The organism is Bradyrhizobium sp. LeoA1Lang, from assembly GCF_055413685.1.
On record NZ_JBVAPG010000001.1, the window covers coordinates 46,459 to 59,906 of the forward strand.

Annotated in this window: 6 protein-coding genes; 1 reads left to right on the forward strand and 5 read right to left on the reverse strand. The window is 64.0% G+C overall.

The window, feature by feature from the left end:
• The 5 genes from treZ to ACZYOF_RS00235 are packed head-to-tail and all read right to left on the reverse strand — an operon-like array spanning position 1 to position 11,252.
• A complete protein-coding gene (gene treZ, locus ACZYOF_RS00215) occupies positions 1–1,758 on the reverse strand; it encodes a malto-oligosyltrehalose trehalohydrolase (protein ID WP_463714386.1) in 1,758 nt (585 codons plus the stop codon).
• A complete protein-coding gene (glgX, locus tag ACZYOF_RS00220; protein ID WP_463714387.1) occupies positions 1,755–3,830 on the reverse strand; it encodes a glycogen debranching protein GlgX in 2,076 nt (691 codons plus the stop codon). The genes treZ and glgX overlap by 4 nt, the downstream gene beginning before the upstream one ends.
• Before the next feature lie 3 nt (positions 3,831–3,833).
• On the reverse strand, positions 3,834–5,981 hold the full coding sequence (glgB, locus tag ACZYOF_RS00225) for a 1,4-alpha-glucan branching protein GlgB (protein WP_130578787.1): 2,148 nt from the start codon (positions 5,979–5,981) through the stop codon (positions 3,834–3,836).
• The gene (gene treS / locus ACZYOF_RS00230) at positions 5,978–9,289 is read right to left on the reverse strand and encodes a maltose alpha-D-glucosyltransferase (RefSeq protein WP_463714388.1); all 3,312 of its coding nucleotides are present in this window, start codon (positions 9,287–9,289) and stop codon (positions 5,978–5,980) included. Before treS ends, glgB begins: the two co-directional genes overlap by 4 nt.
• Before the next feature lie 13 nt (positions 9,290–9,302).
• The gene (locus ACZYOF_RS00235; protein WP_463714389.1) at positions 9,303–11,252 is read right to left on the reverse strand and encodes an alpha-1,4-glucan--maltose-1-phosphate maltosyltransferase; all 1,950 of its coding nucleotides are present in this window, start codon (positions 11,250–11,252) and stop codon (positions 9,303–9,305) included.
• Between the two features lie 201 nt (positions 11,253–11,453).
• Between ACZYOF_RS00235 and malQ the strand changes: the two genes are divergently transcribed.
• Complete coding sequence (malQ, locus tag ACZYOF_RS00240; RefSeq protein ID WP_463714390.1) at positions 11,454–13,403, forward strand: 4-alpha-glucanotransferase; 1,950 nt, start codon at positions 11,454–11,456, stop codon at positions 13,401–13,403.
• Positions 13,404–13,448 lie beyond the last annotated feature (45 nt).

A 13,448-nucleotide genomic window follows, 5' to 3' on the forward strand; every position in this document is an offset into this window, starting at 1 on the left:
CTATCCGACGTGCCAGCACACCGACCAAGGAGGGATGTTATCGTCCAACGCACTGCCCCAGATCAAAGTTCCCGCAGGCCGGTCTTTTGGCGCCGCGATCTCGCGGTCCCCGAGATTGGCAGTCAGCGATAGCCGCCGGCCTTCGCCCATGCGCCAATGTGCCGTCAGCAGGCTGTTGTCTGCATGCGCGTTGCCGAAGCTGGCGCCGGCAAGCCGCGGCGTGATTTCGCGGTGGCGGATCGCAAGCAGGTTCCTGACCAGCGCCAGCCGCGTCCTTCCCGGCTCGCGGTCGCACTCGGTCCAATCCAGCACGGCCGATTGAAAGGTCGATTGCTTCAGCGGATCGGGAACCTCGTCGCCATATTTGGCGTAGGCCCAGGCATATTCTTCGCGCCTTCCTTTGCGGACGGCGTTGGCGAGATCGCCGTGGAAATCGCAGAAGAACGGAAATGGCGCCTTCGAGCCCCATTCCTCGCCCATGAACAGCATCGGCGTCATCGGCGCCAGCAGCGTGATCGCGAGCGCGGCCTCGATGGCCCTGGGATCGGCGAGGCTCTCCAATCGGTCGCCGAAGGGGCGATTGCCGATCTGGTCGTGGTTCTGCAGGAAGTTGACGAAGCAGGTCGGCGACAGCGCGCCGCTCGGCTCGCCGCGGCGGATGCCGCCCCAGAAGGCCGAGACCTCGCCCTGGTAGACGTAGCCGGACGCGAGCGCCCGGGCGAGGTCGCTGCGCGGTGAACTCTGGTAGTCGCCGTAATAGCCTTGCGCCTCGCCGGTCAGCATCACGTGCCAGACGTGGTGATAGTCGTCGTTCCATTGCCCACGATATTTGCCGCGCGGCGGGTCCTCGGTGGCGTCGAGCAGGCTGGCGCGATTATCGCTGTTCTCGAGCACCATGTTGACGTGCCGGCCGGTCTCCGCCGCAAGCTTGCCGACGGCGACGCTGAGATCATGCAGGATCGGGATTTCGCCAGCCTCCACGATGGTGTTGACGGCGTCGAGCCTCAGGCCGTCGAAGCGGTAGTCGCGCAGCCAATGCACCGCGTTCCCGATCGCGAAGTCGCGCACTTGCTTGGCGCGATAATCGATCGCGCTGCCCCAGGGCGTGTGCGCGTCAGTGAAGAAGTTGGGCGCATAGCGGCCGAGATAATTTCCTTCGGGGCCGAAATGATTGTAGACGACATCTAACATCACCATCAGCCCGCGCTGATGGGCGGCGTCGATCAGCGCCTTCAAATCCTCCGGCCGGCCATAGGCGCTGTCGGGCGCGTACCACAAGACGCCGTCATAGCCCCAGTTGCGAGTGCCAGCGAAATCGGCGAGCGGCATCAATTCCAGCGCGGTGATGCCGCACGCGACGAGATGGTCGAGCCTGTCGATGATCGCGCGATAGGTGCCCTCTGATGTGAAGGTGCCGACATGCGCCTCGATGACAACAGCCTCACGCCACGGCCGCCCGCGCCAGTCGGTGGCGCGCCACGGGAAGGCGTCGTGATCGATCACCTCGCTCGGGCCGAAGACGTCGTCGGGCTGGAACGCGGAAGCGGGGTCGGGGACATCGATCTCGTCATCGATGCGGAATTTGTAGCGCGCACCGGCCGCGACGCCGGGAATTTCGCCGGTGAACCAGCCATCGTCGCCGCGGCTCAGCGCATGCGGCTTGTCGAGCAGCACGTCGACGCGCTTGGCCGCCGGCGCCCACAGGCGGAACAGCGCGCCGTCCTTCGTCAGCAGCGGGCCGAAGTGCCGCTCATTCATGCCGAGCCCGCAAAGGCGAGCACCGAGCGGGGAGGCGCCTTGGTGTCGGCGCCGGATGCGAAATCAACGGGCATCTGCTTGTTCTCGGTGGTGTTGAGCACCTGGCGCCAATTCCTGTATTCGGGCATGACTGGCATCTTGAACGCGATCTCTTCCGGTGCGGCATTCAGCACAATAAAGATCGGCGCGTGCCCTGGTTCCATCGGTCCGAGCACATAAGAGAGAAAACGCCCCTCAGGAAAATTCCAGTCGGACTCCTTCATGTCTTCCGCCGCCGGCGTCAGCCACAATACGCCGTAGGAGCCGTCGGCGCGGCGGCCGTCCAGCCAGCGTTGCGAGCGAAGCTGGGCGAACCTGCGGCGCAGCCCGGTCAAATGGCCGATGAAGTCGGTGAAGTCCTCGGTGTCGTCGCCGAAATTGTCCCAATTGACCCAGCCGACCTCGTTGTCCTGGCAGTAGGCATTGTTGTTGCCGTTCTGCGAATTGCTGACCTCGTCGCCGGCGAGCAATAGCGGCGTGCCTTGCGCCAGCAAGAGGCTGGCGAGCTGGTTCTTCCGCAACTGGCGGCGCAGCGCGATGATGTCAGGATCGTCGGTCGGGCCTTCGACGCCGCAATTGTTGCTGTGGTTGTCGTTGGAGCCGTCGCGATTGTCCTCGCCGTTGGCTTCGTTGTGCTTCTGGTTATAGCTGAAGAGGTCCATCAGCGTGAAACCGTCGTGCACGGTGATGTGATTGATGCTGGCGCGCGTCGCGCGGTTGTCGTGATTGAACAGGTCCGATGACGCCGTCATGCGGCGCGAAACTTCGCCGATCAGGCTGCCTTCGCCGCTCCAATAGCGCCGCATGGCGCTGCGATAGCGGTCGTTCCATTCCGACCATTGCGAGGTGAACGCGCCGACTTGGTAGCCGCCAAGGCCGAGGTCCCAGGGTTCGGCGACGAGCTTGACGGTGGCGAGCACCGGATCCTGCCTGACCGCGGTGAGGAAGGACGCGCTGCGGTCATAGCCGTTCGGTTCGCGCGCCAGGGTGGTCGCGAGATCGAAGCGGAAGCCGTCGACATGGCAGACCTCGACCCAATAGCGCAGCGAGTCCATCACCATCTGCAGCACGCGCGGATGGGTGAGCCTGACCGAATTGCCGCAGCCGGTGAAGTCGTCGTAGTAGCGCGGATTGTCCGGCTTCAGCCAGTAATAGGAGGCATTATCGATACCGCGGAATGACAGCGTCGGGCCCATATGGTTGCCCTCGGCGGTGTGATTGTAGACGACGTCGAGCATCACCTCGATGCCCGCATCGTGCAATCGCGCCACCGTGGTGCGGAAGGAATCGAGCGCATTATCCTGCGCGTAGCGCGGCTCCGGCGCGAAGAAGGCGAAGGTGTTGTAGCCCCAGTAATTGACGAGCTTCTTCTCGACCAGGATGCGGTCGTCGATCAGGCCGTGGATCGGCAATAGTTCGATCGTGGTGACGCCGAGCCGCTTGAGATGGTTGATCATCGCGGGCGAGGACAGTCCGCCATAGGTGCCGCGCAGGTTCGGCGCGACGTCCTCGCGCTTCTGCGTCAGTCCCTTGACATGCGCCTCGTAGATGATCGTGTCTTCCCAGGGGATGTGGGGACGGATTTCGCGGCGGCCCCAGTTGAAGGTCTCGTCGACGACGACCGCCTTCGGCATGCCGCGGGCATTGTCGCGGCGGTCAAAGGAGAGGTCCTCGCGCGCGCTGCCGGTGCGGTAAGCGAAATGCGCGTCGCTCCACACCAGCCGTCCAGAGAGCCGCTTGGCATAGGGATCGAGCAGGAGCTTGTTGGCATTGAACCTGTGGCCGCGCTCCGGCGCGTAGGGGCCGTAGACGCGATAGCCGTAGAGCTGGCCCGGCGAGACGTCGTTGAGATAGCCGTGCCAGACGTCCTCGGTTCGTTCCGGCAGCACGATGCGTTCGAGTTCGCGGCGGCCCTGGCTGTCGAACAGGCACAGCTCGACCTTCTCCGCGTTCGCGGAGAACAACGCAAAATTGGTACCCCTTCCGTCCCAGCTTGCTCCCAGCCGGGACGACGTTCCCCCAGTCAGTCGCATACGTCAGCTTTCAGGTACGAGGAAGATCGCAGCCAGCGGCGGAATGGTCAGGCTGAGCTCGGGCACGATGCCTTCCAGCGTGACCACCTCGCCGATATTGCCGACATTGCTGCCGCCATAGTGGGAGGAATCCGAATTCAGCACCTCGCGCCATTTTCCGGCAAAGGGCACGCGGACGCGATAATTGTGATAGACGTTCGGCGAGAAGTTGACCACGACCAGGCAGCGCGAACGCGCGTTGTTGCCCTTGCGGATCCAGGCGAACACGTTGTGGTCGGCGTCATCGGTGATGACCCATTCGAAGCCGGCCGGATCGCAATCCAGTTCATGCAGCGCCGGCAGCGCGCGATAGAGCCGGTTGAGATCGCGCATCAGCGCCTGCACGCCGGCATATTTCGGCTGCTCGAGCAGATGCCAGTCGAGCGAATGTTCGTGCGCCCACTCGCGCTCCTGGCCGAACTCGCAGCCCATGAACAACAGCTTCTTGCCGGGATGGCCGAACATGAAGCTGTAATAGGCGCGCAGGTTCGCGAAACGCTGCCATTCGTCGCCGGGCATGCGGCCCAGGATCGAGCGTTTGCCGTGCACGACTTCGTCATGCGAGAGCGGCAGGATGAAGTTCTCCGAGAAAGCGTAGTGCAGGCCGAACAGGATGTCGCCGTGGTGATATTTGCGGTGAACAGGCTCCTTGCCGATGTAGCGCAAGGTGTCGTGCATCCAGCCCATGTTCCACTTGTAGCCGAAGCCGAGCCCGCCGAATTCGACCGGGCGCGACACCTGCGGCCAGGCGGTCGATTCTTCCGCCGCGGTCGTGGCCTGCGGGAAGCGCCCGAACAGTTCGGTGTTGAAGCGGCGCAGGAAGTCGATCGCCTCCAGGTTCTCGCGGCCGCCATATTTGTTCGGGATCCAGCCGCCCGGAGGGCGGCTGTAATCGAGATAAAGCATGGAGGCGACCGCATCGACGCGCAGGCCGTCGATGCCGTAGCGGTCGAGCCAGAACAGCGCGTTCGAGACCAGGAAATTGGTTACCTCGGTGCGCCCGTAATTATAGATCAGCGTGCCCCAGTCGAGATGGCGGCCCTGCAGCGGGTTGGCGTGCTCATAGAGCGCGGTGCCGTCGAAATGGCCAAGGCCGTGCGGATCGTCGGGGAAGTGTCCGGGCACCCAGTCGAGCAGCACCCCTAACCCTTCGCGATGACAGGCATCGACGAGCGCGGCGAAGTCGGCAGGCGAGCCGAACCGGCTGGTCGGCGCGAACAGACCTGTTGGTTGATAGCCCCAGGAGCCGTCGAACGGATGCTCGCTGACGGGGAGGAATTCGAGATGGGTGAAGCCCATGTCGCGCGCATAGGCAGGAAGCTGCTCGGCGAGCTCGCGATAGGTCAGCCACTCATTGTTGCCCTTGCGCCGCCATGAGCCGAGATGGACCTCGTAGATCGAGATCGGCGCGCCAATGGCGTTGATGCCCGACGGCGCCGCCTGTGGACGCGGGATGTGGTCGAGGTCGACCACGATCGAGGCGGTCTTCGGGCGCAGCTCCGCGCCAAACGCCATCGGATCTGACTTCAGCGGCAGATGCTGGCCGTTGGGGCCGATGATGTCGAACTTGTAGTGGTCGCCGGCGCGGGCATGCGGGATGAACAATTCCCAATAACCGACGCCGCGGACCCGCATCGGATGCCGCCGCGCGTCCCAGAAGTTGAAATCGCCGACCACGCTGACCCGCCGCGCGTTCGGCGCCAGCACCACGAACGCGATGCCGTCGACGCCGTCAAGCGTCATCGGATGCGCGCCGAGCTTGTCATAGATGCGCTGGTGGGTGCCTTCGCCAAGCAGATAGAGGTCGAAGTCACTGAGGACCGGCGGGAAGCGGTAGGGGTCGTCGAGATCGACGACATTGTCGCCGAAGCGGGCGCGGAGCTGGTAGCGCCGCGAGCCGTTGGGCAGCGCGCCGGCGAACAGGCCGGCATCATGGATGCGCGCGAGCGGTGCGGTCTCACCATGCTCGCCGATCGCTTCGACCTTGGACGCTTCCGGCAGGAAGGCGCGCACGACGCTCTGGTCGCCCTCGGAGTGGAGCCCGAGATAGCGGAAGGGATCGGAATGGCGACCTTCGATGATCGCGTAAGCTTCAGCAGGCAATCTGGTCATTGCGGCTCATGCGGTTGTTGCGCCAGGATGCGGAGCATCCCGGTCAGCGGGACGCGCAGCCAGTCGGGCCGGTGCGCCAGCTCATATTCGATCTCGTAGAATGCTTTCTCAAGCAGGAAGAAGTTGAGCAGCCGCTCCGCGGCTTCGGGATCGGCCGGCCACAAGGGCTGGCCCGCCATGGTCTCGCGATAGGCGGCCAGGAATGTTGCGGTAGCCCGGTCCCGCCAGTGGGCGAGCGCCAGCGCGAGCTTGCCCTGCTCGTCGGGGGCGACCTTCAGCGCCCGATCGAGCGCAGCGGTGACGGAGTAGTCGATCGAGCGGACCAGGCCGGCGACATCGCGCGCCGCCGGGGCCTTGCGCCGTCGCTCAGTGATGCTCCGTCGCGGCTCGCCCTCGAAATCGATGATGAAGATGTCGTCCTTGACGATCAGCATCTGGCCGAGATGGAAGTCGCCGTGATGGCGGATGTTGAGGCCGTCGATGTCCCCGGGGAGCAGCGCCTTCAGCCGGGCCGGCAAGCTATCCTGCTGCGCCAGAAACTGCGCCACCAGCGGGCGATCGGCCTCTTTCAGCGTATCCCGCCGCTGCGTCAGTGTCTCGAAGACGCGATCGGCACGGGCCAGGATGTCGTCGGTCCAGCGCTGCACGTCTTCCGGCCTGGTCGGTTCCGGGACGAACTCGGGCAGGTCGCGGTTGCTCGCCAGCGCAATGTGCAGTTCGGCGACCCGTTTTCCCGTTTGCGCCATGTAGCGCAGATAGGAGATCTGCTGTTCGCTTTGCTTCGTCTCATGGTTGGTCGCGAGCAGCCGCTGCTCCTCGACGAAGCGGTCGAGATAGGCTGATGTTACGGTCCATGCCTCGCCCTGGTTGGTGACAAAGGCGTGGACGATGCCGATCGCGCTGCGCTTCTCGCCCTCGACAAGCTCGACCGTGCCGAGCAGCGCCGGCGTGTTGGCGAAGCCTGCGACGTCGGTGAGGAAGCGTCCCATCTCGATCTCCGGATTGATGCCGGGCTCGAGCTTGCGATAGATCTTGACGACGTAATCCTCGTCGACCAGCGCGGTGCTGTTGGACTGCTCGGTCTCTACGGCGCGGATGCGCTGGGGCTGCTTGATCGGCTTGTCCGTGAAGCGGCTGGTCGGGCGGAATTCGAGGCGTAGCGCGATGCCCAGCTCCTCGTCCTCGACCGTCAGCGATTGCGCCAGATTGCGGAGCAACAGTGCGATGAAGATCTCATCGGTCGCGACGTCGAGCAGCGTGCCTTCGCGCGCGCCCTGCCGTACCGCGGCAAGTGCGCGCGGATTGTAGCGCTCGCGGTCGAAGCGCACCCATTCGATCCGGATCGGCAACACGTAGCGTGAGGTGGCGCTGCGCTGCGTCGTCTGGAAGAAAGTGAGCCAGGGGCGGTTGTCGCCGATGTCGCAGAAGGGAATGGCGGAGACGAGCTGCGGCTGGATCGCTTTCGGCAAGCTCTCGGGATACCAGCGCGCCCGCGACAGGTGGCCCGGCAGCACGTCGCGCTCGAACACGCCGCGGGCGCGCGCCAGCGACACCCAGGTCGAATTCAGCGGCACGACCAGCGTCTCGAATTCCGGCACTGCGCGCCGCGGCATGGCGATGGTCTTGTCGGGCTCCTGGAGCTGGAACCAGTAGAAGCCATACGGCGCCAGCGTGACCATATAGGGCAGTTCGCCGATCGTCGGGAAGCGCGTGCGGCCGAGCATCTCCAGCGGAATGCGTCCCTTGAAGGCGGAAAGGTCGAGCTCGGTCGCCTGCGCCGAGCGCGACAGGTTGGCGACGCAGAGAATGACCTCGTCCTGATACTGCCTGACATAGGCGAGCACCGAGCGGTTCTCGGGGCGAATGAAGGTCATGGAGCCGCGGCCGAAGGCCAGCGTCGACTTGCGCACCGCGATCAGCCGCTTGGTGGCGCTGAGCAGCGATGACAGGCTGCGCGACTGCGCTTCCACGTTCACGGCCTCATAGCCATAGACGGGGTCCATGATCATGGGCGCGTAGAGTCTGGCCGGGTCGGCGCGGGAGAAGCCGCCATTGCGGTCCGGGCTCCATTGCATCGGCGTGCGGACGCCGTTGCGGTCGCCGAGATAGATGTTGTCGCCCATCCCGATCTCGTCGCCGTAATAGATGATCGGCGTGCCCGGGAACGAGAGCAGCAGCGAGTTCATCAGTTCGATCTTGCGCCGGTCATTGTCCATCAACGGGGCGAGGCGGCGGCGAATGCCGACATTGATGCGGGCGCGGGGATCGTTGGCATAGGTCGACCACAGATAGTCGCGCTCGACATCGGTGACCATTTCCAGCGTCAGCTCGTCATGATTGCGCAGGAACAGCGCCCATTGGCAACTGGCCGGGATATCCGGCGTCTGCCGCAGGATGTCGGTGATCGGAAAGCGGTCCTCCTGCGCGATCGCCATGTAGATGCGCGGCATCAGCGGGAAGTGATACGCCATATGGCATTCGTCTTCGCGGCCGAAATATTCCTGCACGTCCTCCGGCCATTGATTGGCTTCGGCGAGCAGGACCTTGCCCTTGGCGTAGGTGTCGAGCTCGCGCCGCAGCAATTTGATGATGGCGTGCGTCTCGGGGAGGTTCTCGTTATTGGTGCCTTCGCGCTCGCAGAGATAGGGGATGGCATCGAGCCGGAATCCGTCGACGCCGGTGTCGAGCCAGCGCTTCATCACCTGCACGATGGCGCGCACCACGCGCGGGTTGTCGAAGTTCAGGTCCGGCTGGTGCGAGAAGAAGCGGTGCCAGTAGAACTGGCCCGCTTCCGGGTCCCAGGTCCAGTTCGACTTCTCGGTATCGGTGAAGATGATCCGCGTGCCCTGGTATCTCTGGTCGGTGTCGCTCCAGACATACCAGTTGCGCGCGCTCGAGCCGGGATGGCTGCGGCGCGCGCGCTTGAACCAGGCGTGCTGGTCGGAGGTATGGTTGATGACGAGCTCGGTGATGACGCGTAGGCCGCGCTTCTTGGCTTCATGGATGAAGCGCTTGAAGTCCTTCATCGTCCCGAAATCGGGATTGATGTCGCCGTAGTCGGCGATGTCGTAGCCGTCGTCGCGTCCGGGGGACGGATAGAACGGCAACAGCCACAGCGTGGTGACGCCGAGATCCTGCAGATAACCAAGCTTCTCGGTCAGCCCTGCGAAATCGCCGATGCCGTCGTTGTTGCTGTCGGCGAAGGCCTTGACGTGGAGCTGGTAGATGATGGCGTCCTTGTACCAGAGTTCGTCCGCCGTCTCGGTGGCCACCAGTTCCTTCGTCTCGACCGCTGAAAGCACGTTCATGGCACCGCCCCCTTCAGGCCAGGCAGCGGAACAGCACCGCCGGATCGCGCATCGGATCAATCCGCACCCGGATGCCGCCCCAGTCGAGTGCGTAGCGTTCGCCGGTGATGAGGTTCTCGACCGCGGAGACATGGCGGCGCTCGTCGCCGGCACCTAGCTGGACGTCGCCGAGCGGCAGCCAGACTTCATGGGCGTCGCGCGACAGTGCAATCGCGACCGCAACCGTGTTGCTCCCATCGACGGCTTCCTTGACGAACCCGATCACATTGCTGTCCTCGATGGGCAGGAAACGCAGATTGCTGGTCTGCTGCAGCGCTGCGTTGGCGCGGCGCGCCAGGTTGAGGTCGCGGATATAGGGCTTGATGTTGCCGGGCTGGTCCCAGTCACGCACCTTGATCTCGTATTTCTCGGAATCGAGATATTCCTCCCGCCCGGGGATCGGCACGTGCTCCAGCAATTCGAAGCCGTTGTAGATGCCGTAGGTGCCGGACAGCGTCGCCGCCAGCGCCACGCGGGACTTGAACATCCAGGGCTCGCCGCCCTGCAGATGGAAGGGCAGGATGTCGGGCGTGTTGACGAAGAAGTTCGGCCGGTAGAAGTCGTGTTCGGGATAGCCGGTCAGCTCGATCAGGTATTGCTCCAGCTCCCAGCGCTGAGTGCGCCAGGTGAAGTAGGTGTAGGACTGGGTGAAGCCGAGTTTTGCCAAACCCTTCATCAGCTTCGGCCGCGTGAAGGCCTCGGCAAGGAAGATCACGTCGGGATGGTGCAACTGCACCTGGTGGATCAGCCATTCCCAGAACGGGAACGGCTTGGTGTGGGGATTGTCGACGCGGAAGATCTTCACGCCCTGGTCGACCCAGAACAGGATCACGTCCCGCAGCGCGTTCCACAGCGAGCCTGAATCCTCACAGCCGAAATCCGGGTTGACGATGTCCTCATATTTCTTCGGCGGATTCTCCGCATAGCGCATCGAACCGTCGGGGCGCTTCTTGAACCATTGCGGATGTTCCTTCAGCCAGGGATGGTCCAGCGAACATTGCACCGCGAAGTCGAGCGCGACTTCCATGTTGTGTTCTTTGCATGCCAGGACAAAGGCGCGGAAATCCTGCAGCGTCCCCAATTCCGGATGGATGGCGTCATGACCGCCTTCGGCCGAGCCGATCGCGTAGGGGCTGCCGGGATCGCCGTCCTTGGCGGTCACCGCATTGTTGCGTCCCTTGCGGTTGATCTTGCCGATCGGGTGGATCGGCGTGAAGTAGACGACGTCGAACCCCATCGCCGCGATGTCGGGCAACCGATCGATGCAGTCGCGGAAGGTGCCGTGCTGGCCGGCCACCTTGCCCTGGCTGCGTGGAACCATCTCATACCAGGAGCCGAAGCGTGCCCGCGGCCGGTCGGCGACGAACGGGAAAAGCTGTGAGCGCGTCAGGTCGGGCCGCGACTGGCTTTCGGCCATCGCGTCCTGCAATTCGGGTGTGAGCAGCGGCGCCGGATCGCCGGTCTGGAGGTAGGTCTCGCACTGCTTGAGGATGACGGCCGCAGCCGCTCGTCCGCCGGCCTGCGCCTTGGTCAGCATGCCCGCGCCTTCGATGGCATCGAGTGTCACATCAGTGCCGGCCTTCTGCTTCAGCTCAAAGCCGTGGCGCCAGGTGGCGAATTCGTCGGTCCAGGCCTCGATCGCATAGAAATAGCGGCCGGGTGTGTCGGGGGCGAAGGAGCCAAACCAGCGGTCGTTGCCATGCATGGTCATCGGCTCGCGCCGCCACTCGTGGTCGAGCTCGCCGCGCCAAATCAGTTCGGCGGCGACGATATCATGCCCGTCGCGGTAGACGTCGGCCCAGACCTCCACGCGCTCCCCCGCGATGCGTTTCACGGGGAAACGGCCGCCGTCGATCAGCGGATAGACGTCTTCGATATGAAAAGTGCCGGCGGCACTCTCGACAGTTTGAGCAGTTTTGTTCACGGTGATGCCGCCATTGACAAGGAAATGACGCCCCCGTTGCGTGAAGGATACGCTCCGGACTGATATAGAAAGCCGCTCATGGGACATTGGTTCCCATGGAACGGCTGGGAGGACAGCGAGTTAAACATCATCTATCCCCTTCCTGCATCTACATAATTTCGTGACCCGCGCTTGCTGGGTTGCGTGCAAAGCGCGTGCCGAATGGACCCCTACGCCAAAGCCAGAGACCTCGGAATTACGACCGAATATATCGACGGTCAGGGCCACCGCCGTGTGACAGACGCGGCTGCGTTGAAAACGATCCTCGACGCCTTGCCGCCGCGCGAGCCGCGCCGGTGGATCGAACAGCCTGTTGTCGTGCGGCGCGGTCGCCCCGCGCCATCGGAGCTTTCGATGGACGCCAAGTTGCCGGTCGGATGGACGATTTCCGCCGGTGGCAAAATGATGGCGAAGGGTGAGGCGGGCGACCGGACGATATCCTGGCCGCAGGATCTGCCGGTCGGGGTGTACCAGTTGCGCCTGAACGACGCTGCCGGATCCACCGAAGAGCTGCCGCTGATTGTCGCACCGGAACGCGCCTTTGGCGGCGATTTCGCCCGCTGCTGGCTGCTCGCGGTTCAGCTCTACAGCGTGCGTTCCGCGCGCAATTGGGGAATGGGCGATTTCACCGACCTGCGGGGCTTGATCGAACTCGCCCATCAATTGGGTGCCGGTGGTGTCGGACTTAACCCGCTGCATGCGCTGTTCGATGACCGCCCCAGTGATTGTAGCCCCTATTCGCCGAACAGCCGGCTGTTCCTCAACGCGCTCTATGTCGACGTTGAGAAGCTGCCGGAATTCCGCGCCGACCCCAGCGCGAAGGACAAGCTCGCACAACTGCGCGCCGGGGACATCGTCGACTATCGTGCGGTTGCGGCGTCAAAATGGCAGGCGCTGCGCTCGGCATTTGCCAACTTCAAGGCAAGCCCGACACTCGAGCGCCGGCAGGACTTCGAACGCTTCAGGACCGAGCGCGGGCCGCTATTGTCGCGCTTCGCCTGTTTCGAGGTTTTGCGGAAAAAGTTCAATCAGCCCTGGTGGGAATGGCCCGAGGAATGGCGGCGGCCGGACGATGGCAAGTGCAGCCGCCTGCGCAAGGGCGCCGATTTCGGGATTGAGTTCGTCGAATTCGTGCAATGGAACGCTGACCGGCAGCTTGCGGCATGCAAGGCGCTGGCGCACCAGCTCGGCATGAAGGTCGGGCTTTATCTCGATGTCGCCGTCGGCGTGCAGTCCGACGGTTTCGATGCCTGGAACGAGCAGGGGGCGATCTCGCGCCTGCTCGGCGTCGGCGCGCCGCCGGACCCGCTCAACACCGCCGGGCAGGATTGGGGACTTGCCGGCTTCAACGCCGCCGGCCTCGAAATGCGTTCCTTCGAGCCGTATCGGCAAATGCTGCGCGCCTCGATGCGCCATGCCGGCGCGATCAGGCTCGACCATGTGCTCGGCTTGAAGCGGCTTTATCTGGTGCCGCAAGGCTTCGGCCCGGAGAACGGCGCTTATGTGCAGATGCCGTTCGAGGCGCTGCTCGCCGCGACCGCGCAGGAGAGCGTGGCGCATCGCTGCGTCGTGATCGGCGAGGATCTCGGCACCGTGCCGGAAGGTTTTCGCGAGCAGATGAACGACTGGGGCATCTGGTCCTATCTGGTGATGATGTTCGAGCGCGACGACGGCGGGGCGTTTCGCGGCATCGACCGTTACGCCGCCAATGCGCTCGTCACCTTCAACACCCATGATCTTGCGACCTATGCTGGCTGGCGCTCGTTCAGCGATTTGAAGCTGAAGCGTTCGCTCGGGATCGATCCGGGCGAAAGCGACGAGGCGCGCTGGCGTGCCCTGGGCATGCTGGACGAGCTGCTGCGCCGGAACGGCGTCGACCGCCATGATCTTTATTCGGTGGCCGCTTTCCTCTCCCGGACCAGGTCCCGCCTGCTGACGATCTCGCTGGAGGATTTGCTCGGCCTGGTCGACCAGCCCAACATTCCCGGCACCGTCGACGAACATCCGAACTGGCGGCGGCGGCTGCCGGTGTCGATCGAGCACATCGCCTCCGCCATCGATGTCGAAGCGCTGAAGAACGCCACCCGCGAGCGGTCGTCCACATCAACCTAGAGCATGGTCCGGAAAAGTGGAAACCGGTTTTCCGAAAAGATCATG